At 62.5% G+C, this 24138-nt stretch carries 16 protein-coding genes and 1 tRNA gene; 6 read left to right on the plus strand and 11 right to left on the minus strand.

What is annotated here, in order from left to right:
- Nucleotides 1-99: 99 nt before the first annotated feature.
- The 6 genes from AC6H34_RS11900 to AC6H34_RS11925 form a co-directional block, all read right to left on the minus strand.
- Nucleotides 100-3279 carry an efflux RND transporter permease subunit gene (locus tag AC6H34_RS11900; RefSeq protein ID WP_497538947.1) on the minus strand — a complete coding sequence of 1060 codons (3180 nt, stop codon included), beginning with the start codon at nt 3277-3279 and terminating at the stop codon, nt 100-102.
- Between the two features lie 2 nt (nt 3280-3281).
- A complete protein-coding gene (locus AC6H34_RS11905; RefSeq protein WP_497538948.1) occupies nt 3282-4523 on the minus strand; it encodes an efflux RND transporter periplasmic adaptor subunit in 1242 nt (413 codons plus the stop codon).
- Between the two features lie 175 nt (nt 4524-4698).
- The gene (locus AC6H34_RS11910) at nt 4699-6135 is read right to left on the minus strand and encodes a DHA2 family efflux MFS transporter permease subunit (protein ID WP_497538949.1); all 1437 of its coding nucleotides are present in this window, start codon (nt 6133-6135) and stop codon (nt 4699-4701) included.
- The gene (locus AC6H34_RS11915) at nt 6132-6803 is read right to left on the minus strand and encodes a TetR/AcrR family transcriptional regulator (RefSeq protein ID WP_497538950.1); all 672 of its coding nucleotides are present in this window, start codon (nt 6801-6803) and stop codon (nt 6132-6134) included. Before AC6H34_RS11915 ends, AC6H34_RS11910 begins: the two co-directional genes overlap by 4 nt.
- Nucleotides 6804-7044: 241 nt before the next feature.
- A complete protein-coding gene (gene modA / locus AC6H34_RS11920) occupies nt 7045-7836 on the minus strand; it encodes a molybdate ABC transporter substrate-binding protein (RefSeq protein WP_448149771.1) in 792 nt (263 codons plus the stop codon).
- A gap of 67 nt (nt 7837-7903) precedes the next feature.
- Complete coding sequence (locus tag AC6H34_RS11925) at nt 7904-8224, minus strand: PetM family of cytochrome b6f complex subunit 7 (protein ID WP_497538951.1); 321 nt, start codon at nt 8222-8224, stop codon at nt 7904-7906.
- Between the two features lie 149 nt (nt 8225-8373).
- On the opposite strand from AC6H34_RS11925, the gene AC6H34_RS11930 reads away from it, so the two are divergent.
- Nucleotides 8374-8463: transfer RNA gene (locus AC6H34_RS11930), tRNA-Ser, on the plus strand.
- Nucleotides 8464-9087: 624 nt separating this feature from the next.
- Nucleotides 9088-9837 (plus strand): outer membrane protein, encoded by a 750-nt coding sequence (locus AC6H34_RS11935; RefSeq protein ID WP_497538952.1) that lies wholly within the window; start codon nt 9088-9090, stop codon nt 9835-9837.
- Nucleotides 9838-10038: 201 nt separating this feature from the next.
- Here the strand turns inward: AC6H34_RS11935 and rtcR are convergent, their stop codons facing one another.
- On the minus strand, nt 10039-11643 hold the full coding sequence (gene rtcR, locus AC6H34_RS11940) for an RNA repair transcriptional activator RtcR (RefSeq protein ID WP_497538953.1): 1605 nt from the start codon (nt 11641-11643) through the stop codon (nt 10039-10041).
- Between the two features lie 349 nt (nt 11644-11992).
- On the opposite strand from rtcR, the gene AC6H34_RS11945 reads away from it, so the two are divergent.
- Nucleotides 11993-13411 (plus strand): RtcB family protein, encoded by a 1419-nt coding sequence (locus tag AC6H34_RS11945; protein ID WP_497538954.1) that lies wholly within the window; start codon nt 11993-11995, stop codon nt 13409-13411.
- Nucleotides 13412-13598: 187 nt separating this feature from the next.
- Here AC6H34_RS11945 and AC6H34_RS11950 read toward each other — a convergent pair whose 3' ends face one another.
- A complete protein-coding gene (locus AC6H34_RS11950) occupies nt 13599-14426 on the minus strand; it encodes an SDR family oxidoreductase (RefSeq protein WP_497538955.1) in 828 nt (275 codons plus the stop codon).
- 91 nt (nt 14427-14517) lie between these two features.
- Between AC6H34_RS11950 and AC6H34_RS11955 the strand changes: the two genes are divergently transcribed.
- The gene (locus AC6H34_RS11955; protein WP_497538956.1) at nt 14518-15447 is read left to right on the plus strand and encodes an AraC family transcriptional regulator; all 930 of its coding nucleotides are present in this window, start codon (nt 14518-14520) and stop codon (nt 15445-15447) included.
- A 470-nt stretch (nt 15448-15917) separates the two neighbouring features.
- Nucleotides 15918-16472: a tail fiber domain-containing protein gene (locus tag AC6H34_RS11960; RefSeq protein ID WP_448149764.1), complete on the plus strand. Its 555-nt coding sequence runs from the start codon at nt 15918-15920 to the stop codon at nt 16470-16472.
- 226 nt (nt 16473-16698) lie between these two features.
- Here the strand turns inward: AC6H34_RS11960 and AC6H34_RS11965 are convergent, their stop codons facing one another.
- The 3 genes from AC6H34_RS11965 to AC6H34_RS11975 all read right to left on the minus strand — a co-directional run bounded on the left by AC6H34_RS11965 (nt 16699) and on the right by AC6H34_RS11975 (nt 22094).
- Nucleotides 16699-19038: a caspase family protein gene (locus AC6H34_RS11965; protein ID WP_497538957.1), complete on the minus strand. Its 2340-nt coding sequence runs from the start codon at nt 19036-19038 to the stop codon at nt 16699-16701.
- Nucleotides 19039-19218: 180 nt separating this feature from the next.
- Nucleotides 19219-20502, minus strand: a complete 1284-nt coding sequence (locus AC6H34_RS11970; RefSeq protein WP_497538958.1) for a type VI secretion system protein TssA — start codon at nt 20500-20502, stop codon at nt 19219-19221.
- A gap of 218 nt (nt 20503-20720) precedes the next feature.
- Nucleotides 20721-22094, minus strand: a complete 1374-nt coding sequence (locus tag AC6H34_RS11975) for a sensor histidine kinase (protein WP_497538959.1) — start codon at nt 22092-22094, stop codon at nt 20721-20723.
- A gap of 281 nt (nt 22095-22375) precedes the next feature.
- Between AC6H34_RS11975 and AC6H34_RS11980 the strand changes: the two genes are divergently transcribed.
- The gene (locus AC6H34_RS11980) at nt 22376-24133 is read left to right on the plus strand and encodes a type VI secretion system Vgr family protein (RefSeq protein ID WP_497538960.1); all 1758 of its coding nucleotides are present in this window, start codon (nt 22376-22378) and stop codon (nt 24131-24133) included.
- Nucleotides 24134-24138: the final 5 nt, after the last annotated feature.

Raw genomic sequence — 24138 nt, forward strand, 5'->3', positions numbered from 1 at the left:
TTAAAACAGTCCGGCAGCAAGATCGAGGCTCCAGCCATCGACGTGGCCGGTGTCTTACGCATTGAACGCAGCGGTTTGAGATCCGATGGGTTCCGGACGCTACTCCGCCGCGATGGTCTGCGGTTTGAGTTCGGGCACATCGCGGCCTTCGAGCGGTTCGCCGGCCATACCCGCCTCTTCCGGCTCGAACTCCTTCTCCGCGCGCTTCGGGCTGATCCACTTGGACAGGCTGTCGAGGTAGAGATAGATCACCGGCGTGGTGAACAAGGTCAGCACCTGGCTGACGATGAGCCCGCCCACCATCGCGTAGCCCAGGGGCTGGCGGATTTCCGAGCCGGTGCCATGCCCCAGCATCAGTGGCACGCCGCCGAGTAACGCGGCCATGGTGGTCATCAGGATCGGGCGGAAACGCAGCAGGCAGGCCCTGCGTATGGCTTCCAGCGGAGTCATGCGGTGGTCGCGCTCGGCCACGATGGCGAAGTCCACCAGCATGATGCCGTTCTTCTTCACGATGCCGATCAGCAGGATCACGCCGATCAGCGCGATCAGGCTAAAGTCGAAGTGGAAGAGCAGCAGCGTTGCCAGCGCCCCGACGCCGGCCGAGGGCAGGGTCGAGAGGATGGTCAGCGGGTGAATATAGCTTTCATAGAGGATGCCGAGGATCAGGTAGACCACGATCAGCGCCGCCACGATCAGCAGCGGCACGGAGGAAAGCGAGTCCTGGAAGGCCTGCGCCGTGCCCTGGAAGGTGGAGGTGATGGTCGCCGGCACGTTCATCTGCCGTTCCACGGCGTTGATGGCCTCCGTCGCCTGGCCGAGCGCGGTGCCCGGGGCCAGGTTGAAGGAGATCGTGACGGCGGGGAATTGCCCCTGGTGGTTGATGGCAAGCGGGCGAACCGGATCGGTCGTCCATTTCGCGAAGGCCGATAGCGGCACCTCGCCTCCCGTGGTGGGCGAGCGCAGATAGATCTGCTGCAGGGTCGAGGTGTTCTTCTGCAGGGCGGGCAGCACCTCCAGGATGACGTAATAGGTGGAGAGCTGGGTCGAGAAGCTGGCTATCTGGCGCTGGCCGAAGGCATCGTAGAGCGTGGCGTCGATGATGTCGGGCGTCAGGCCGTAGCGCGCCGCCTGGTCGCGGTCGATCGACAGCGTCAGTGTGGTACCCGAGGCCTGCTGGTCGGAGGCGACGTCCCGCAGTTCCGGCATCGACTTCATCTTGTCGAGGAGCTTGGGTGCCCACTCGTTCAACTGGTCGATGTCGGTGCCCTGCAGCGTGAACTGGTACTGGGTGCGCGAGGCACGGCCGCCCAGGCGCACGTCCTGCGCCGATTGCAGGAAGAGCCGCGCTCCCTCCACCTTGGAGGTTTGGCGCTGCAGGCGGCGGATGACCTCGTCGGCCGAGGCCGTGCGTTCGTCGCGCGGTTTCAGCGTGATGTACATCGTGCCGTCATTGAGCGTGTTGCCGTTGCCGCCCATGCGCATCGCCATGTGGGCGATGGCCGGGTCCTTGAGGACGATGGCGCCGAGTTCCTCCATGTGACCGGCCATGTCGGCGACGGAGGTATCCTGGGCGGCCTCGACCACGCCGGTGATCAGGCCGGTGTCCTGCTGCGGGAAGAAGCCCTTGGGGATGATGACGAAAAGATAGCCTGTCAGCGCCACCGTGGCGAAAAACACCAGCAGGGTCATGAAGCGGAACCGCAGCACGAGGTCGAGGCCGTGCTCGTAGCCGTTGACCAGGGCCTGGAAGGCGCGTTCGCTCAGCTGGAAGAGCTTGCCGTGATGCTCGTCATGCACGGGCTTGAGGAAGCGCGAGGCCATCATCGGCGTCAGCGTCAGCGACACGAAGGCGGAGACCACGATGGTCATGGCAAGCGTGATGGAGAATTCGCGGAACAGGCGCCCGATGATGCCGCTCATCAGGAGGAGGGGGATCAGCACGGCGATCAGCGAGATCGAGATGGAGAGGATGGTGAAGCCGATCTCGCCGGCGCCCTTGATGGCGGCGGCCATCGGCCTTTCGCCTTCCTCGATGTAACGGGTGATGTTCTCCAGCATGACGATGGCGTCGTCGACCACGAAACCGACTGCGATGGTGAGCGCCATCAGCGAGAGGTTGTCGAGGCTGTAGCCGGCCATCCACATCAGGGCGCAGGCGCCGAGCAAAGCGAGCGGCACCGTGATCGAGGGAATGATGGTTGCCCACACGCTGCGCAGGAAGATGAAGATCACCATGACCACGAGGCCGATCGTCAGCAGCAGCGTGAACTGGACGTCCTTCACCGCGGCCCGGATGGTCTGCGTCCGGTCGGAGAGCACGGAGATCTTGATGGCCGGCGAAATGCCGGCCTCCAGATGCGGCAGCTCCTTCATCACGCTGTCGACGGTGTTGATGACGTTGGCGCCCGGCTGCTTGAAGATGACGAGGAAGACGCCGCGCTTGCCATCGGCCCAGCCGGCCTGTGTGTCGTCCTGCGGTGCGCTCACGGCCTGGCCGATGTCGCGGACGCGGATCGGACTACCGTTGCGATAGGCTATGATGACGTCGTTCCAGTCCTTGGCGTCCGTGAGCTGGTCGTTGGTGTAGATGGTGTAGGAACGGGTGGCGCCGTTGAACGTACCCTTGGGGTTGTTGACGGTGGTGACCGCCAGGGGCGTCCGCACGTCCTCCAGCGACAGGCCCTTTGCCACGAGCCTGGCCGGATCGACCTGCACCCGGATCGAGGGGGTCTGCTGGCCGCCGACATTGACCTGGCCGACTCCGTTGATCTGGCTGATGGCCTGGGCGAGCTTGGTGAGGGCCTGGTCCGATACCTCGGTCAACGGCAGGGTATCGGATGTGGCGCCGAGCAGCAGGATGGGCGAGTCGGCCGGGTTCACCTTCCTGTAGGTCGGCGGGCTCGGCATGTTCTTGGGCAATTGCCCATTGGCGGCATTGATGGCGGCTAGGACGTCCGCACCTGCGCCGTCGATATTGCGCGAGAGGTCGAACTGCAAGGTGATCTGGGTCGACGAGGTCTGGCTGGACGACGTCATCTCCGACACGCCCGGGATCAGCGAGAACTGCGATTCGAGTGGCTGCGCCACGGACGAAGCCATGGTGGCGGGATCGGCGCCGGGCAGGCTGGCGGAGACCTGGATGGTGGGGAAATCGACTTCGGGAAGGGGTGCCACCGGCAGTTGCGGATAGGCGATGATGCCCACGAAGAGGATGCCGACCATCAGCAGAGAGGTTGCGATCGGGTAGCGGATGAAGGGAGCTGAGATGCCGCCGGCCATGATCAATCCGCCTTCTTCTCGGTGGCGCCGTCAGCCGGCGGGGCGGATCGGGAGGCGACTTTCTCGCCGGTCGAGGCCATCGGCTGGGCGTCGACCAGGGCGCCGTTCTGCAGGCGGGACTGGCCTGCCACCACTACCTTCTGCCCTAATGCAAGCCCATCGGCGATGACGGCGCCGTCCTGGCTGTCGAGGCTGACCTTGATCGGCTTGGCCGTGACCTTGTCGTCGTCGCCGATGACATAGGCGAACAGCCCGGCAGGTCCGTGCTGCACGGCGTCTTGCGGCACCACCAGAACCTGGCGCTGCGTGTTCACCAGCATGCGGGTGGTCACGGACAGGCCCGGCCAGAGCGCGTTGTCCTGATTGTCGAAGCGCGCCTTCAGGCTGATCGTACCGGTGGCCTGGTTGACCGAATTGTCGATCACCGCCAGCCTGCCGTGCGACAATGTCGTCTGACCGTCGGAGGACAGCGCGTCCACGGGCACCGTGCCGCCGTCATAGGCCTTCGAGATGGCTGGAAGCTGGTCCTCCGGTTCGGTGAACTGCACGGCGATCGGCTGCAGTTGTGCGATGGTGACGATGCCCGTCTGGTCGGTGGCATGCACGATGTTGCCAGGGTCGATCAGGCGGAAGCCGGTGCGGCCGGTTATGGGCGCGGCGATCGTGGTGTAGCCCAGGTTGGTCTGCGCATTGTCGATGGCTGCCTCGTCGCCCTGGATCTGCGCCTTGACCTGGTCCACGAGAGCCTGCTGGGTGTCGACGTCCTGCTTGGATTCAAAGCTCTTTTCGGCGAGGTTCTGGAAACGCTGGAGGTTCAGCTCGTCATTCCTGAGATTGGCCTCGTCCTGTGCCTTCTTGGCGGTCGCCTGGTCGAGCGCAGCCTGGTAGGGCCGCTTGTCGATCTCCACCAGCGGGTCGCCCTGCTTCACCATCTGCCCCTGCTTGAAGAAGATTCTGGTGATTTCCCCATCGACCCGGCTGCGCACCGTCACGGTCTTGAACGGCGCCACCGTGCCCAAGCCATAGCTGTGCACGGGATAGTCGGCTTTCTTCACTTCAGCATAGGTAACGGGCACCTTGGCGGGGGCCTGCGCTGCCTTGGTCTCGGGCGTGGGGGCGGGGGCAGCGTCGACCACGAAGTGGCGCCAGCCGCCATATCCGATGCCGCCGGCAATCAGGATGGTCAGGAACACCGGCCAGCGACGGCGCGGCTTCACCTGCTTATCTTCTTTTGTCTCGGCCATGATTATACCCACAGAAATACATACGCCTCAAATGCGTACACACAAAAAAACTCGAGCCTATTTTGTAATGTTTAGGTCGTCAAAAGTATGACGCTATGTTAAGTAATGTTTCAGTGTTGAAAATTTGATCAATACTGGACGTTATTTAACCTGTTCGTGATTGCGGAGCGATGCCTCACTCCGCAGGCACCGGACCTCCCTTGGATGCCGCCACCGGTGCGGGCGCGAGCAATTCACTGCCGACATCCCGCGGCAAGCGCATGAAGATCAGCGTCGAAGTCATGGCGACGATCCCGATCACGACGAAGACGGGCGGGAAGATCGCCGCGGTCAGGCTGGTCACGCCTTGGAAGCGCATCGACGCCTCCAGGGCAAGCGCCGCCAGGGACACGCCGACCGAACTCGCGAGTTCCTGCAGGACGGACGTCATGCTGGTGACCCGCCCCATCAGGTGGGGCGGCACGTCCGAGACGCCGGCGGTGTTGATACTCGTGAATTGCAGCGATCGTGTGAACCCCGCCGCCAGCAGGGTGAGCGAGATCAGGTAGACCGGCATGCCCGCATAGAAGAGGGCAGGCCCCGCCACCAGTGCCGACGAGATCAGCGCGTTGAGCGTCAGCACGCGCCGGAAGCCGACGCGCCGCAGGATCGGGCCGGCCAGCGTCTTCATCGCCATGGCGCCCGCGCCGGTCGCCAGCGTGAGCAGGCCGGACTCGAAGGGCGTGAAATGAAAGCCGAGCTGGAAGTAGAGCGCCAGCAGGAAGGGTGTCGCTCCCACGCCGATGCGGAAGAGGAAACCGCCGGTGATCGAGGAGCGGAACGCAGGCAGGCTCATCAGGCGCAATTCGATCAGCGGATTGGCCGAGCGCCGGGCATGCGGGACATAGAGACCGATCAGCACCGCGCCCAGCGCGGCGAGCGCGATGTTGTAGCTCGCCGGCACAAGGTCGAGGCCCGAAAGCGTCGCTCCGCCCATCAGGGCGACGAGGCCGGGGGCGAGCAGGCCGAATCCGACGAGATCGAAGGGACGCCGGTCGTCCTCGCGCACATTGGGCACATAGAGCGTGGCCAGGATGATGCCGAGGACGGCAATGGGGATGTTGATCCAGAAGATCAGCCGCCAGTGGAAATAATAGGTGATGAAGCCACCCAGCGGTGGCCCGCTCAAGGGGCCCAGCAGCGCGGGGAAGGTGAGCCATGCCATGGCGTTGACCAGATCGTGCTTGGGAGTGGTCTTGAGGATGATCAGGCGGCCGACCGGCGTCATCATCGCCCCGCCCATGCCCTGGATGATGCGGGCGGCGACGAGTTCGGTGAGATTGGTGGAAAGGCCGCAGGCGATCGACCCCAGCGCGAACACCACGATGGCGGCGCGGAAGACCGTGCGCGCGCCGAAGCGATCGGCCATCCAGCCCGAGGTGGGAATGAAGATGGCGAGTGAGAGGAGATAGGAGGTCAGCGTCAGCTTGAGATAGATGGGGCTTGTGCCGAAGTCGCGCGCGATCGTGGGCAACGCGGTGGAGAGCACCGTGGAATCGAGGTTCTCCATGAACAGCCCGCAGGCGATGATCAGCGGCAGCAGGCGGCCCTGGGGAATGCGGCCTTCGCTCATGAACGGGCGCTCCTGCCCTTGCGGCCGCGCGGCCTGAGCAGGGTGACGGTGCCGTCGCCGGGATGTCCCTTCGCGAGGCTGCCCTGGGAAATACCGTGAAGGGCCATGCCGATCACCGCGTCTGCGACCTCGGTATCGCTGAGGTGGTCGGCTCCCACGCCGCTCCACATCATGCCGATCATCAGCTTGGCGGCGACGCCGGCATCGAGCGGGCGGACCTCGCCCCCGCGCTGTGCCGCTTCGATCACGCCCCTGAGGCGCTGTTCGATCTCGCTGCGGCGCTGGCGGAACAGCCGCCGCTTCGAAGTCTCGCCCTCGTTTATGTTGCGGATGGAGCCGAAATGGGTGCGGAACGTCGGCACGATCTCGATGACGAGGCGCATTAGCCGTTCTTCGAAGCCGCCGTCCTGCAGAAGGGCGGCGTCCAGCCTGATCTCGAGGTCGTCGAGGGCCTGGCCGAACACGGCCTCGAACAGGGCCTGCTTCGAGGGGAAGTAGCGGTAGACCGTGGGCTTGCCGATGCCGGCCTCGAAGGCGATGTCCTCCACGGAGGTCGCCTCGTAGCCATGCCGGGCGAAGATGCGGCTCGCCGCGTCGAGCAGGTTGTTCCGGCGGATGTCGCGCCACCTTTCCTCGCCCGTAGGCTTGTCGTCCGTCAGCGAATCCATGGTGGCCTCGAATCAAAACCTGGCAGTTACGAATGAAACTAGTGAGTTTCGTTTATGGCCCGAAATATGAAGAAAATACGCCGGATTCAATGCTGCAACTTCAAAGAGCGCTCGCACTGCGCGCACATCTGCGTGAGCAATGTTTCGGGCGTGTAAAGGCCTTGGAGCGTGGGCACGCGGGCGCGGCCAAAAAGAAAATGGCGGCCGAAGCCGCCATTTCCGAATGCTCCCTTGGGCTCGGCTATTTCAACAGCGTAAAGCCCGCCTTCGCGAACGGCGCCTGGCCATCGGGCGTCTTCAAATAGGCCAGGAATGCCGCCGCGTCGGCGTTGGTCGATGAAGCCGTGAGGGCGAAGGGGTAGATGATCGGGGCATGCGAATCCTCGGGGAAGGTCGCCGCCACCTTCACCTTGGGCTCGGCGGCGGCATCGGTGGCATAGACGATGCCGAATTTCGCCTCGCCTCGCGCCACTAGGGCAAGCGCCGAGCGCACATTGTCCGTCTGCGCGAATTTCGGCTGCACGGAGGCGAGGATGCCGAGCTTGGTGAGCGCCTCGACCGCATATTTGCCGGCCGGCACCGTCTTCACCTCGCCCACGGCCAGCTTGCTGTCGCCGATGGCTCCGGCGAGATCGGCATTCGGCCCGAGCGTGATCGTCGTGGTGGAATCGGCGGGGGCGACCAGCACCAGCGCGTTGCCGAGGAGGTTGGCGACGCTGTCGGTCTTGATGAGCTTCTTGTCGGTCCCGTACTTCATCCAGTCGAGATCGGCCGAGGCGAAGATGTCGGCCGGCGCGCCCTGCTCGATCTGCTTCATCAGGGCCGAGGAGGCGGCATAGGAGATCTTGACGTTCTTGCCCGAACTCGCGGTCCAGGCCTTGGCGGCGGCGTCGAGCGAACCCTTGAGGCTGGCGGCAGCGAAGACGGTGACGTCCTGGGCCTGTGCAACGGCCGGCGAGAGGACGAGGCCAAGGGTGAGGGCAAGGAAGGCCCGGCGGGCGAAGTGCAGCATGATGGATCCCCAGTCAGCCATGGCGGCTGTATTTCAAGGGATATAGCGTGGTCGTGCAAACGGCAAGCCCGGGACCGGCGCCCCCATTCTAGAGATGCGACACATAGCCGATGCGGCTTGCGGGCCTGCGGCCAAGCCATAGCAGGAGGGCCGCTAGCAGCGCCAGGAGACAGGCGAAGGGCAGGTCCAGCACCGGGGCTGCGATATGCGCCCAGACGAAGGGCGAGAGCGAGGCCTCGACCCAGCCCTGTGCCCGCTCCAGGCTCGCGGCGGCGAACCATTTCCAGAAGCCTCGGATGGACAGATAGACGAACTGGTTGTCGGCGATGGAGCGCGTGCCGTCGACGACGACGGCAACGAAGGTTCCGGCGGCCAGGAACAGGCCGAGGGCGCGGGCCAGGAAACGCATGACGTCTTCTCGTTCGGGCGACGCGGCAGCTTAGGCCATCTCGCCGCTGCGCCGGAAGGATATTCGCCGTCCGATCAGCCGGATCCGGCGAAAAACCTGCAAACACAGGTTTACAAACGGCCCCGACATCGCCATAAGCACCGCTCGACGGAAGGGTGGCCGAGTGGTTGAAGGCGCACGCCTGGAAAGTGTGTATACGGGAAACCGTATCGCGGGTTCGAATCCCGCCCCTTCCGCCAGTGTAGCTCGGCATCGTATCGCCTGCCGAAGGTTGCTGGGACGAAAAAGTGGCGTTCTCTTCGCTGCTCGTTGGCAGAGCGATAGACACTATTGCTGCAGCCGACTTCTCCTCTCTTAAAAATGCGGACATTCGGGATTGTTTCACCGAAGGTTCAGGCTGCGTCGGCCCCATTTTCTCGGTGAATCGGAGCTCACACAGCGCATCGGAGGGCCGGAAAACCTGCTAACGCGCTTTTCATCTTGCTCAGTAGCGAGCAATGACCATGTCAGCCTCTCGCTCTATTTAGAAAAACCAAGTACCACAATTGTCCTTGTAAACATCTTTTAAGCGACCTGTGTTCTCTGAGTACTCAGCGCCAGAATTTTGTTGCCTAACCATATTTGAGTTTTCTAAAGCGGCATCATCCACGTTGTTCATCTAGAGTAAGTCGATGTCGAGGCTCGACACCAGTTATATTATTAAAATAAAAGTTAAATTGTTAATGTATTATTTCATTCATAGGTTTGTTTTGGACTTCCAAAGCAAGGGCTATCGATTTGATAAATTTCAATTGTTGCCGATCTGCAACAGCATTTACCCGAGACGTGCGCTATAAATTGGTCGTCAAGTTCGGGGATCTTCCATGAATCGTATTTTAGTTGCCGCTGCGGTATCTATGTTTGCTGGCACTGCTTTTGCAGCTGATCTTGCGCCTGCTCCAGCAGAGCCTGCGGCGCCAGCATATGTGCCTTACAACTGGACGGGATTTTACGCAGGTATAAGTGGTGGCTATGCTTTCAGCGCGGGCCATCACGTCAATATGACCGAGCTGTTTGATGGCGCAGGTCCTTTTCCTGATACCTACGGCAGTGTTTCACCGAAGGGTGTGTTCGGCGGCCTCCAGGGCGGATACAATTGGCAGTACGGCAATTTCGTACTCGGCCTCGAAGGTGACGTTCAGGGAGCTGGGATCACCGACACCGCTTCCGCGGTCGGTCCCATTTCCGATTACTTCGTCAAGACCAAGAGTCAGGTCAACTGGTTTGGAACGGTCCGTCCTCGCGTAGGCTACGCCTTCGACAATATTCTGGTCTATGCGACCGGAGGTTTGGCTTTCGGAGGCGTGAAGCTTTCGCAGAACTATAACGACGACCCCTATTTTGCTACCATTCGAGACGACAAGACGAAAGCCGGATATGCGCTGGGTGCCGGCGTCGAATACGCTTTCAGCGAACATTGGACCGCCAAGCTCGAATACCAGTATATCGACCTCGGCAGCTCAACGATGTCTGGTACGGAGATTTTGGACGCGGCCCCCACCGGGTACACCATTCACACCAAGTTGCGCAGCGATTTCCATACCGTACGCCTCGGCGTGAACTACAAGTTCTGAGGTGGGACCCGCTGCAAGTGGAGGCCCGGCTTTTGCCGGGCTTTTTCATTTTGAATTGATAGCACGCCCTGTCGCCAAAGCGAGCCGTCTACTGCCTCAAAGACAATGCATCTTGTTCGAGTCCAGGCTTGGCCGCCATGCACCTGCGCGGCACTTCGAAGCCACGGGACTCTGACACCATCCCTGCAGGGTCGCCGCGGTTCACGCCCGCCGGATGTCCTCGAATTTCAAGCCGAAGCGTGCCAAGTACTTCGTCAAACGATCAGCGTCATTGCTGCTCTTCTTCTCGAGGCGAGAGTTCGCAAACAGCGCGCGGCCGGCCGCACTCGCGGTTACATGATCCCTGCAGGTACGCAAGACGGCAGCAAGCTGCAGTGCGTCGAAGAGGTCTAGTCGGGCTACAGACTCGTCGCTCATGATTTCGCGAAGTACGTTCTCGTGCATCGTGCTAGAGGGCGAGTTGCTCCATGAGTCCTTCAGTCGCCGAATCTCGTCGTTGGTCACCTCCACGGTGATCCGCCCCTGCGGGGCGAGTGTCGCCATTCGGGTGACGGACGCAGAGAGGTCGCGAAAATTGGCATTCCACAAGGCTTCCGGCCCGGTAGCAAAAGCGAGATAGCGTTCGCGAGCCTCCTTGTTGAACGTGACGTTCTGGCCTTCCCGCTCCAGGAAACGACGAAGCTCGAAATCTAAATTCGGTTCTATATCTTCCCGGCGTTCCCGCAATGCAGGAAGCTTGAATGTCCAAAGGTTCAGGCGGGCGAACAGGTCTTCGCGAAACCGACCTTCTCGCACCGCTTCGCGCAGGTCGCGATTCGTGCCGGCCAGAAGCTGGAAATCGGCCACGATCTCTTTGTCCGCGCCGACAGGCAGGAAGCGCTTTTCCTCGATGGCACGCAGACACATTGCTTGTTCGTCCGCACCCAGCTCGCCGATTTCGTCAAGGAAGAGAACGCCCTTGTCCGCAGATCTCAGGAGGCCCGCCCGTTCTCCGGCAGAACCCGTGAAGGCACCCTTGACGTGACCGAAAAGCGCCGACATCGCCTGGTCGCCGCGGAGCGTGGCACAGTTCACCTCGACAAAGGGGCCGACAACCTGGCGCTGCGCCTTCTTCAGCTCGTAGATCCGCTTGGCGAGCTGCGATTTGCCGGCGCCGGTTGGTCCTGTCAGCAGGACAGGAGCCTTCGACCGGATTGCCACGCGTTCAATTTCGTCGATCAGCCGGTTGAACCCCGCGTTTCGCGTCGAAATGCCCGATTTCAGGAAGGATGTCGCGTCATCCCGCTCTGAGGCGAAACGCGTGGCGATTTCGTCGTAGCGGGAAAGGTCGAGGTCGATGATCGTGTGAGTTCCGGCGAAATCCTGTCCCGGCTCACGGTCCCGCGGGGGAGATAGCTGGAGCAAGCGCCCGGGAATGAACCGGGCCTCCGTCAGTAGGAACCAGCAGATCTGCGCGACATGCGTTCCGGTGGTGATGTTGACGAGGTAGTCCTCGGCGTCCGGATCGAAATTATAGTGGCGAGCAAAATCCCTCAGGCTCGTATAGACCTCGGAAAAATCCCATGGGTCACGAAGGTTGATGATATGCTGGCGGACTTCGGTTGCCGGCGAGACGATTTCGATATCGCTGATGATTACCTTGGCTAGCCATTCGGATCGGTTGTCATGGATGAGCTCAAGGCGATCGATGAACACCCCGCGCTGCTGGCAAAGCCCGACATTCGGGCGCCATCGATTCCAACGGTCCTCGCGGCGACCCATATCGAGAGTCGTCCCCAGCATGCTAATGGCAACACGGCGCTTCATTTCTTATCCATGATTATAAATCCTATATTTAAAGATAGATTATTGAATAAGCTCAAAAGCCGCAACTTGGGGCCAGAGCTTTGGCTCCGATTTTTATTCGTTTTAAAACAGTGAGATAGAGAAAAAAGCCGACCTTGACCGAGTTTGAGTCCCCCAATTGGCACGCTGCTTGAAACATGTCCGCCAGAACCTCTCGGTCCGGGTGCCGGATGAATGTTGTGAGGGTTCGAACGTCGTCACGCCGGCGCTTCCCATAAGGGAGATGCGGTGAGCGGTTTTTCAAATCCGGTCACCATGACCGGATGCTGTGGAAGAGTAGAATAAAAGGGCTGCGGACGCAGAAAAGAAGATGATTGAAATCGTAAGTGGGCAAGATCTGATCGACGCGGGCATGCCACAGGGTAAATGGTTCCGCCCAGCGCTGGATGCAGCCAACAAGATCCTGGGCGAGGGGGGCTCCAGGGACGAGGCGATGGCGGCTGCGCGGACATTTCAGCCCGTGCCGACGCTCGCCTTGCGCATGGAAAACGATATCGAGATCTATTCGAACATCCGCCCGGAGGGGGCTCTCGAATTAGACAATGTCGAGAAAGTCAACGCAACGATGCGTGAACTCGTCCGCACGCCGGTCGTCCGGGCTGCAGCGATCATGCCGGACGCCTGTCCCGCCGGCCCAATCGGCAGCATTCCCGTCGGCGGGGTCGTGGCATCTGAGGCAATTCATCCGGGTATGCACTCAGCCGATATTTGCTGCTCCATGGCCATCTCGATATTTCCCGGCGTCGGTCCGAAGTCGCTGCTGGACGCTGTTCATGCGGTGACACATTTCGGGCCGGGCGGCCGCTCACGCGGTGCGCAGTTCAAGCCGTCGGAGGAGGTACTTTCGGCTTTCCAGGAGAATGCGTTTCTCAAGGAAGGGGCGCTTAGTGTCGGGATCGAACATTTCGGAACGCAGGGCGACGGCAACCATTTCGCCTATGTCGGAACGATGAAGTCGACCAGCGAAACGGCGCTCGTCACTCATCATGGCTCTCGTGCGCCGGGAGCGCGGCTATACGACAAGGGCATGAAAGTGGCGAACGCCTTCCGCGAGCGCATCTCTCCGGAAACGCTGCGCGACAATGCCTGGATCCCCGCGGACACGGAGGAGGGAGCCTCCTACTGGTCAGCCCTCCAGGCAGTCCGTCAATGGACGAAGGAGAATCATTTCGTAATTCACGACATGGCGGCGGAGAAACTCTCCGTCAAGGTCGCCGACCGCTTCTGGAACGAACACAACTTCGTCTTCCGGAAGACGGATGGGCTCTTCTATCACGGCAAGGGAGCAACGCCCGCCTTCAACGGATGGGCCGGCGACGCGACGGATCTGACCCTTATTCCGCTCAACATGGCGGAGCCTATCCTGATCGTCCGCGGCTCGAACGCAAGTCATGGACTCGGTTTCTCGCCGCATGGTGCTGGACGTAACTTCTCCCGCAGCGCCTACTTGCGGCGTCTGGCTGAGGAATATGGCGCCGATAGCCGAGGTCTGAGCCCGAACAACATGGCGGATATCCTGGCAAAGGAGACGGCGGGGCTGGATGTGCGTTTCTTTTCCGGCTTCGCGGATATTTCCGAGTTGCCCGGCGCCTATAAGTCCGCTGCGAATGTGCGGAAGCAGATCGAGCACTACGGTCTGGCCGATGTGGTCGATGAGGTGATTCCCTATGGGAGCATCATGGCTGGGGACTGGCAGAGGAACGCGCCTTGGCGCAAGAGGCGGCGTTGATCGTGAGAGAAGGCGGCGAGCCCGCCTTCTCTCGAAATTCGGTAAATGTGCAAGGCAGTCAAGGCTGCGAAGCCAGCGTCGCTACCCATTGGGATGGCACGGCGGGCCTGTGTGCTGAACTGGAACGGATCCTCCAGATCGGCCTCCATCAGGCCGCTTGGTTGCGCGGATTGGAGGCCGATACGCCCTAAGCTCCCGCCGGGCTGAACAATTCCCGCATCTTCCGTTGGTAATGGTCCTCGGACGTGCTCCAGCGGAGCTCGGCGAGAAGCCTGGTGTCGGGCCCCGCGGGATATCGAATCCGCGGGCTCTCGTCGGTCGCCGCGACGAAGACGGCTTCCGCGACCTCCGCCTCCGTGCAATAGGCGGTCGGGTAGCTCCCCATCCTGGCGAAGCACGCTTGCGCGAAGGCGGCGTAGTCGGCCGGGAAGAGGCCTGCCATGCGGGCGCTGCCGCTGGCGGTGAAGTTGGTGGTCGGCGCATAGCCGGGCTCGACGAGGCGGGCCTTGATGTTGAAGCCTTCGAGTTCGTAGGCCATCGATTCGGTGAAGCCCTCGACCGCGCATTTGCTCGCCGCGTAGATCGCCACCAGCGGCATGATGCCGATGGCGGTACTCGAGGTGACGTTCACGATCACCCCACCTCCCTGCTCGCGCATCCTGGGGATGACAGCGCGGCAGGCCGCGAACACGCCGAACGTATTGGTCTCGAAGATTTCACGGATCGTGCTGTCGGGCGTCGCCTCCACGATCGAGCCGAGTCCGATGCCGGCATTGTTCACCCAGACATCGATGGCGCCATGGCTGGCGACACCGGAGGCGATGGCTTCTCGGATGCTCCTTTCGTCGGTGACGTCGAGCGGCAGCACCGTCACGCGGTCTGGAAAGGCGGCGAAAAGGGCTGGGTCGGGCCGCCGCATCGTGGCAAGCACCTTCCATCCGCGCCCAGCGAAAAGCTCGGCGGCGGCTTTGCCGTAGCCCGATGATGCGCCCGTTATGAGAACTGTCTTCGACATGTCTGTCTCCACTTCGATGGAGCGGAGGATAGGCATGCGGGTGAGGATGATATATAATTAATGATCCATATTTCTTTATCTGTCGTCCAAAATGGATCCAGTCACCGATATTATTGGCCTGCTTCGCCCGCATGCAGTCTTCTCCAAGCCGATCACCGGCAGGGGCGAATGGGGTGTGCGCTACGCCGCCTATGAGGAACCCGGCTTCGCGGTCGTTATGCGGGGTCGCTGCTGGCTTGCCGTGGAGGGGAACGAGCCTCTTGTGCTCGAGCGAGGCGACTTCGTGCTGTTGCCGTCATCGCCGGCCTTCGCGCTGCTCAGCCGTCCGGGCGCCGCATGCTCCAAGGGCGTTCCGTCGACCCATGGCGTCAGGCATGGCGATCCCGAGGGGGAGCCGGACTTCGAGATGCTCGGCGGCGCGTTCAGGCTCGATCCCGTCAACGCGCCGCTCGTCCTGGCCCTCCTGCCCGCAGTGATCCACATTCGCGACGGGGATGGGGATACGATGCAGCTGTCCCACATCGTCAGCCTGATCATGGACGAATGCGCGGCCGAACGGCCGGGCAAGGACATGGTGCTGCGGCGGCATCTCGATGTCATGCTGGTGGAATGCCTTCGCCGCCCCGGCGTCCCGCGGGGAACGCCGCCTTCCGGTTTGCTGGCGGGAATGCAGGATGCCGCCTTGGCCCGCGCCCTTCATGCGATGCATGCCGAGGTGCGAGCGGGGTGGACGGTCGCCGGGCTCGCGAAGCTGGCGGGCATGTCGCGATCCGCGTTTTCGGCTCGCTTTTCGCACACCCTCGGCTGTGCGCCGATGGAGTATCTCCTGCGTTGGCGCATGACGCTGGCGCGGGATGCGCTGAGCCGCGGCGGCAAGCCGCTCGATCGCCTGGCCGAGGAGATCGGATATGAATCCGCCAGCGCCTTCAGCACCGCCTTTCGTCGGCGCGTAGGCTGCTCGCCGGGTGCCTTCGCCCGTTCGAGGCGCCTTGCAAACGGGCTTCAGGCCGCTGCGGCGTAGCTGACCCCCTCGGATCGAGGAAGCGGCCTGTTTCCGAAGGCAGGCGCCGTGACCTCACTTCCGGTTTGGTTCACGCGGGATCGGCTATCCCAGTAATAATGGAACTTTGAGGTGCAACCGGCATTCACTATCCGGCCGCATGGTCGCGGCTGTCCGGTGCTCTGCAAAGCTTGACATATGCGATTACAGTTCGAATACATTGGCGGAGCCCCCTATTTGCATGAGGGCTGCCGATGCCAATGTATTCTATAATAAGAACGCTGAGAGCAAACGTTTCGGGCGCCCTCGAGTTGTGCGTTTCATTGGGCGAGAGCGCGTCCACGCCTTGATCGGCGGCCGGGCGAACCCGGCGGGGCGGGCAAGCTTCGCTAGATACGCGCCGGCCTATGCGCGACGTCACACCTGGCTCCGCAGCGCTTGTTATAATCCGAACTCGGCGCCGTGGTGCGGCCAGATTTTAGGAGATATCGATGACGAGCAAGTTCGATACGCGACGGGGACTACTGCTGGGGGTCTTCGGGACCGGTTTGGCCGCCATGCTCGCCAGTTGCGAGTCGGCCTATCGTGTGGCTCCCGCCTGGGATGAGCCTCAACCAGGTCCGGCGCCCGTCTACAGGAAGCGCCGGCCCGTCTATCGCCGCAAGAAGGTGATCGTGGATCCCAGCCCGGCGGTGCAGGAGGAGAATGGTCCTCGTCTCCTCGGCGGCACCGGCGGCGGTGGTGGCGGTGGCGGCGGTGGCGGTGGTGGCGGCAGTTCGGGAGGAGGCGGCTGGTCGGACCGTCGCCTCAAGACCGACATCCGCGCGCTCGGCCACTCTCCAAGCGGCTTGCCGGTGTACAGCTTCCGCTATGTCTGGGGCGGCCCGGCCTATGTCGGCGTGATGGCGCAGGATCTCCTATCCATCCGGCCGGATGCCGTCATCACCACGGACAGCGGTTATTTCATGGTGGATTATGACCGCCTCGACGTGAGGATGATGACCCTGGCGGACTACAGGAAGTCTGAGCGCCAGTTCAACGATTGAGTGCGGCTTGATGGGGGAGCGGCAGGAATGCGCTCCCCGCATGCAAGATGGCCGTGCGGGAAATCCGCAGGATCTCGATCTGTTTTCCTCACCGGACCTGGCCGGGTGATCCGGGGCGGATCAGATATCCCGCCGACGGTGCCTGGATGCCCGGGCCCTGCCCGGGCATGACAGAAATTGCGTCCGGCGGTTCCGCTTGCTGGATTCAAGCTCCCCGCATCGCGCTTCAGAACAGGTCGAGGCGCGGATTGCGCTTCTGCCAGGCCTTGCGCGCAACGACAACAAGCGTGTCGTCGATGTCAGCGCCCGCTGCGGTGGGATCGCCACCGATCTCGCTGTTGAGCTGCTGCAGGGCCTGCTCCTTCTCCTTTTGGGGAAGGGCATGAAGATTCTTGGCTTCGTCCTTGTGGTCGCCATAGGCGTCGAGAGCGATCGCGAGGCTCGCATACCACACGGCCTTTTGCAGGTCCCGCTGTGCCGCGGGGCCCTTCGAATAGATCCAGGCCAGGTTCGAGGCGGCGTAGAAGTCGCCGCGCTCGGCGCCGATCTGGTACCAGCTGATCGCCGTCGCCAGGTCCTTCTTGACGCCATTGCCCTTGAAGTACATCGCTCCGATGCTGGCGGGCGCGTTCGGGTGGCCGCCGTCGGAAGCATTCTTGAACAGTTCCATCGCGGTGGCCGGGTTGCGCGCCACGCCTTTGCCCTCGAGATAGGCGATGCCCATGTTGTGCATGGCGTAGATGTCGTTTCGCGCTAGGGCAGCTTCGTAGAACTTGACACCGCGCTTGGGATTGGCCGGGAGATTCTGGCCATAGTAGTACATCGCGCCGACCGTGTTCATCGCATAGGTATGCCCGAGTTCCACGGCCCGGTTGAGCAGCTTGACGCCGTCGTCGACGGATTTCGGCACACCGCGCCCGAGTGTCAGATTCCGCCCGTAGGCGAGCATCGCATAGGGGTCGCCATGGTCGGCGCCCATCTTGAAGAGCCGGTTGGCTTCGACAAGATCCTGCGGCCGCCCCAGGCCCCGCTCCGCCAGATAGCCCAGTTCGTAATAGGCGCGCGTATAGCCCGCATCGGCGGCGGCATTGAACTGCTCGATGGCTCCCGGCACGTCCTTGTCGGCGAGCTTGGCACGGCCCAGTTCATATTTGTAGCGGGCGACATTGGGAAACTTCGCGACCATCTCGCCGCAGGCGGCGATGGCGGCCTTGCCGTCGATCTCGTTGGGCAGCTTGCCGGCGCTCACGCCCTGCGGGTCGAGGGGCTCGCCCGCCTGTTCATCACAGGCCGGCACGAAGGACTCGATCTTGCCGGAGACGATCTCTCCGCCGCTTCCGCCGCCGGGCTGCTCCACCTTGAGCTGAACGCTCTGGACCTTGCCCTCCGAGCCGATGGACGGCTCGAACGTCACGGCGCGGATGGCGTTCTGGTCGACTACATCGCCCTCGGCCAGGGGAGCGCCGTTGAGATACATCGTGCCGAAAGCCGGTGCCGCCGCGATCTGGATCTGCGCTCCGGTAGCAGCGCGAACGAGCGGCAGGTCATCGAGCATCGCCACCTGGCCGACGCCGATCGGAACGCGGCGCGGCTTGTTGAACGTCTCGCCAAGCAATACCGCGACCTGCACCGGGGCCTCCGGCGGCGCCTCGACCGTCGCGGTGTCCTGCCTCGGCGCCGGCCCGATCCTCACGGCGACGTTCTTCGTGGTCGCAGCCGGCATCACCGCTGCGATGCGGATGACGGGCTTGGCCAGGTAGACGGGCTGCGCGAGCGTATTGAGCGACCAGGGATGCTGGCGCTTGCTGGTTGCCTCCCAGACATCCGCGGTCACCTTGTCGAGCGCGCGCTGCACGTCGACGCCCAGGGTGAAGGAATATTTGAGCATCGACGCCGTGAATGGCGACTTGTCGCCCGTTCCGTCCTCCGCCACGGCCCCGGGCTGGGTCGAGTAGGCGACGAGACTGCTGGGAATCGTCGTCGGCGGTGCCAGGCCGACGCCTGCGACCGCCATCTGCTTCTCGGGACCGACGAGAAACGAGCGGGACTGGAAGGGATTGTTCCGGCAGGAGTCCAGGTAGACCAGCTGCGTCTTCGAATTCTGCTCCATGTAGGCGATGATCGTCTTGACGTTGATCGTCTCGACTTCCAGGTCGGCCGGGTCCTTCAGCTTCGCGTCGATCGGAATGATGCGGTTGTCGCCGCCCACCTGTATGCCGTGACCCGAATAGTAGAACACGCTGAGTTCGGAGCCCGGCAGCGACCGGATGAAGCGCTGGAGAGCCTTGTCGAAGTCGGCGCGGTCGAGATCGAGGGCCGTCACCACTTCGAAGCCCTCGCGCTTCAAGGCGGCGGCGACGGCCGTGGCGTCGTTGTCGGGATTGTTGAGCTGCGGAACCACCGCATAGCGGCTGTTGCCGACGACGAAGGCCACACGCCTGTCGGCGGCCTTGGCATCCACGGGCAACGCAATCGTCATGGCCGCGAGCGCCGCAAGGGGCAGGGCGGCCTTCCACGCATGGGCACGACGAGTGCCCGCAATCCGCTTCGAGGTCGGCGTCGTCATTAGTGCCTCCTACAATACTTTGATCCGTATTGTATCATCTTTGGAACTGAGTGCTCATTACCCTTTCGAGATTACTGATGTCAGCAGCACACTCAAAAGGCAGCTTGAGTAATCACGGATACGTTACTTGGGTATCCGGGCATACTCGCGACGACCTCGACTCGTCGGCCCGGCAGCTTACTACTTGTCGTCCTTCTTCTCATCTTTCCGTGATATTTCCGTGAGAAGGGCGTAAAAATCCTTCGCGACGAGGTTTCTCGACTTTTCGATCAGCATCGGAATCGGGCTCGAAGGTTCGATGTTGTTGTAGAACATCTCGACCTGGCGCATCAGTGCCGTGGCTTCCCCGCGCGTGGCCACCGCATAGCTGCGCGCTTCCGCCTCCCCCTCGGGGGGCTTGCCTTCGTCGGCGGCGAGGGCGGAAAGCTGAGCGAAATTCAGGGCGAAGGGTACGCTGCCGCCGATCTGGATCTTCGCCTTCTCGACCAGGCCGGGAGCCAGGATCTTCATGACGTCGATGAACGACTTGCCGACGAGCTGATGTGCCTGTTTGATCAGGAGCCTGGCCGGGCTGGAGGGCTCGTGGCTCGCATAATAGGCGAGAATCGCCGCCAGCGCATTCGACGCCTCCTTCACCGACGCGACATCGAGGGGGCCGGACGGCGCCGGGACCCCGATGCCCGCGCCATCCTCCCTGCCTTCCTCGGCGGAGGGTTCGGGCTGTGCCAGATCCGGCTGGCGGGTCGCCACGATTTCGCCGACATAGGCGCGAATGGACCGCACGAGTTCCGGCAGTTGCTCGAACTGGGGGGCGGTCTGATGATCGGCCTTGTCTATGAAGAGCTGCCGCAGACTGTCGAGGCTGGCCAGAATCGCCTGCAGGCTGGCTTGCAGATCGACGAGCTGCTGCAGGGGTTCGAAGCGCAGGAAGGCATCCCTCACTCCAGCGGAATCGACGGCTGCTTCCCCCTCGCGGGGCGGCAGCTTCTTCTCGCTGACAAGGATCGAGCGCATCGACAGCGTGCCCAGCCGCTTGTCGTTGATCAGGGTGGCGCTCTGCAGCGGCAGCACCACCGTGGGCAGGTCGTCGAACGATTTGAGGAAGGCTGACCGCAGTTCCGCCCCGCCTGCCGCTTCCGTGGGATGGCAATGGTCCCACTGGGCCGACAGCAGGGCGCTCGCTGCTGCGATCGCATCGACGAAGCCCGGCAGGTCGTCAGACAGGATATGATATTTTGCAGCGAGGACGAGGTATCTCAGATCGCGTGACTTTTCGAGATAGCCCTTCAGGGCGGAGAGCGTCTGCTTGGCCTCGAACGACTTCCTGTTGAAGCTGCGATAGCTGGCCGGCAGTTGTCCTTCGGCGACCGTCAGGAAGTTCTGGACTTCCGGATCGGCCTCCGGATCCGGCCCGCAAGGAAATTCGGCTGAAATCTCGTTCTCGATGCCGGCATAGACAGCCATCTTGGTCAACCTGTTGGTTCGCGCCCGAAAATGATGATGGTCAAGGCAGCCGCCTGCAACCCCCTATATGTGGGAGCCGTCGCTGCGGGCCGGCCGGAGGGGCATTGCCGGCGTGACGAATGTACCCTGGAAGACGTGACGCGGGCGATGGATGCGCCACATGCTCGCGATGGCGCGCGGCCGTCCGGTTTTCTCGTCCAGGGCGGGCGTTTTGCCGGCTACTCGTCTATATCGGGCATGGCCTGCCTTCCCAGGGTGGGCTCGCTTCGCCGGACCAGCGGAAGCCAGAGAATGGTCGTGGTTCCTCCGCCCGGTCTGCTCAGGATCTCCAGCTTGCCGCCGAGCGCCTCGGCGCGCTGGGCCATGTTTCGGCGGCCGCGGCCCAGGACGGGTGCTGCGATATCGAAGCCATGACCGTTGTCGACAACCTCGATACGCAGGCCAGGTCTTCCCGACAGCAGGGCCATCTTGCATTTGAAGCTGAGCTGCGTCGCCTTGCTGTGGCCCAGCGTATTGCTGATCGATTCCTGCATTATCCGCAGGACATGCAGGGCACTCGGCGCGTCGAGCCAGTCGAGTTCCGGCACGTCCTCCACCATCCACCGGATGCCGATTCCCGATTTGCGCAGTTCCGGCTCGTAGCGGTAGCGCAGGCTCGCCAGGAGCGTTGCGACGTTGCCTTCCACCGGTTCGAGGGAGTCGATTGCAACCCGCAGGTCGGTCAGCGCTCCCTTCAAGGCCACCACGGCGGTGGTGCTTTCCTTTCCCTGCCGCTCGGCCGAGGCGAGGGCCGCGACGAGGCTCGAACCGATTCCATCGTGGATCTCGCGCATCAGCCTTTCGCGTTCGAGCTTGACGGCATGGGCCACCTCCAGGGAATGACGCGCGCTTTCGCTCGCCAGAAGATTTGCCTTGGTGGTCTCGATGCGCTGGCCCAGCGCCTCGTTGAGTTTCTCGCGCGCGTCGGCATCGGCCAGCATGCGACGCAGGACGGTGAAACCGGTGAAGCCGAGCAGCAGGATTCCCGCATAGGGTGACAGCAGCGGTCCCGTGCCTGGCCAGATCTTCCCGGCGAGCAGGTCGAAGGCGGCCGCGCACAGGCCGAGCGCGTATATCGAGGCCGGGAGAGCCTTGTCGAACGGCTCCGTCTGCGACCCGGCTGTCTTCGCGAAGAGGCCAAGCAGCAGCAACGATGCGCAGATGCTCGCCAGGCCGGCAATCCGGGTGATTTCAAGTTCGTGGAGCGGGATCGCCGCCGCGGCAAGGACCAGGCAGGCCACCGAGGCCGCCACGACCAGGGGCCGTGGGACGGTCACGCCGAGAAAACTGGCAGCCAGGCCTAGGGTGGAAAGGAGCAGCGGATAGAGCAACGCGGGTTGTCCGGCCGCAAGATCGATTGGCCAGCCCTCGACGAACGCCAGGCCGTCGAGGCTGAACAGACACCAGGCCAGGCCGGCGAAGGACAGCCAGGCCAGCACGTTCTCACTTCTGCGCAGGAGCCACCCCATCAGGGCGATGGCGGATATCACGGCCAGGGTGTCGGCGGCCAGCAGATGACCCAACTGCCTCACGCCATCCGCAACCGGGTCCATAGCCTCGTCCCCAAAGCAACATCACCGCCCGAAAAGGATCTCCGCTCGCCGGTTGCACCGGGGCCTTTATACACAGCGGTATCCCAGGATTGAGAATAGCAAGAATGTAGAACTGTGCCAGCGTCGAGTGCGGCCAGATATGGCGGAGGAACCCCCTAAATATGGGAGGCCGCGTTTCACTCGCCCGGTAGACGCTGAACTCGAAGAGAGCTAGCCTTATTCGGCCGACGGTGGCGGAACGAGGGCAGGCTGTGGCACAAATATTGGCTCAAGACACGCGAATGGGGTCCTTCTCGAGCAGTCTTGGCAAGGACAAGCTCGCCGTCTCCCGTTTTGAAGGTTCGGAGGGCCTGAGCGAGCTTTTCGACTATCGCCTCGAAGTGGTCAGCGACGACAACGACATCGACTTCGACAAGATCCTCGGGACCAAATGCCGCCTGGATATCCAGTCGCATCACGACGGCGTCAAGCGCAACTTCACCGGCGTGCTCGTGGAAGCGCAGTGGCTCGGCAGGGATCAGGATCTGCGCTACTATCGCCTGGTACTCCGCCCCTGGCTGTGGCTTTTCACCAGGACGACCAACTGCAAGATCTTCAGCAATATGACCGTTCCGGAGATCCTCAGCAAGGTGCTGAACCAGCGGGGCTTCGGACAATTCGAGCAGCGCCTGTCGGAAAGCTATCCGCAGCTAGAATATTGCGTCCAGTATCGCGAGAGCGACTTTGCCTTCATGTCCCGGCTCATGGAGGAGTACGGGATCTGCTATTACTTCGAGCACAACGAGTCCGACCACAAGCTCATCATGGCGGACTCGAGTTCGGCGCACGAGCCGAAGCCCGGGGGAGCATCACTCGAATTCGCGGCTGTCGGCCTGGACAAGATCGTCGGCAAGGACAGGCTGAACGAGTGGGCGGAAGGACGGCGCCTGCGTTCCGGTAAGGTCACGCTCGACGACTACGACTATGAGAAACCCAGCACCGATCTGATGGCCGAAAAGTCCGGCAGCGCGCGGTACGAGCACGGCGACCTGGAGCTCTACGATTATCCGGGGCGCTACACGGAAAAGGGCGATGGGACGTCCCTTGCGAATGTCAGGCTCGAAGCCGAGCAGGCTGTCGACAAGCGTTCGACGGCGAGCGGCGATGCCGTCACATGCTGCCCTGGGTTCACCATCACGCTGGACGGAAACCCTCGGGCCAACAAGGGCACCAAATACCTGACGGTGCGAGCCAATCATCTCTTCCGCGCTCAGGCCTATCGCTCGACGGATGCTGCCGGCGAAGAGGGATATTCAGGCAGCTACGAGTTCCAGCCGCTCGACATTCCGTTCCGGGCGCCGGCCACGACGCCGAAGCCCGTCATTCACGGGCCACAGACCGGCGTGGTGGTGAGTGACGTTGACGACGAGTGCCGCATCGAGGTGCGGTTCTTCTGGGACCGCGACAGTAGCCACTCGCGCTATGTGCGCATCGCCCAGACCTGGGCCGGGAACGGCTGGGGCGACGTCAAGATTCCGCGTGTGGGCATGGAAGTCGTCGTCAATTACCTCGAGGGAGACCCGGACCATCCGCTCGTGACGGGCAGCGTGTACAACGGGGAGAATGTCGCGCCCTATGTAAAGGACAAGCTCAACGCCGTATCGGGCACGAAGACGCAGACGCTCAACGGCTCCGGCTACAACGAGCTGATCATGGACGACACGGCCGGAAGCGAGCTGATCCGGTTCCATGCCCAGCACGATCTCGAAGGCAAGGTGGAGAACGACGAGCGCCGCGACATCGGCCAGAACGTCAAGGTGAATATCGGCAACAGCCGCGATGAGAGCATCATGTCGACCTGGACGGTGAAGGCCAACGAGAAGATCGAATTCACCGTAGGCACCAGCACATTCACCATGACGCCGGTCGGAATCACACTCAAATCGACGATGATTACCCTGCAGGCCGACGCCCTGATGAAGCTGCAGTCGAGCGCGCTCGGGCAGGTGACGACGGGCGCGCCCCTGATGATCCAGGGTGCGCTGGTCCTCATCAACTAGGGTGG

Source organism: Labrys sp. ALF-8 (assembly GCF_059699065.1).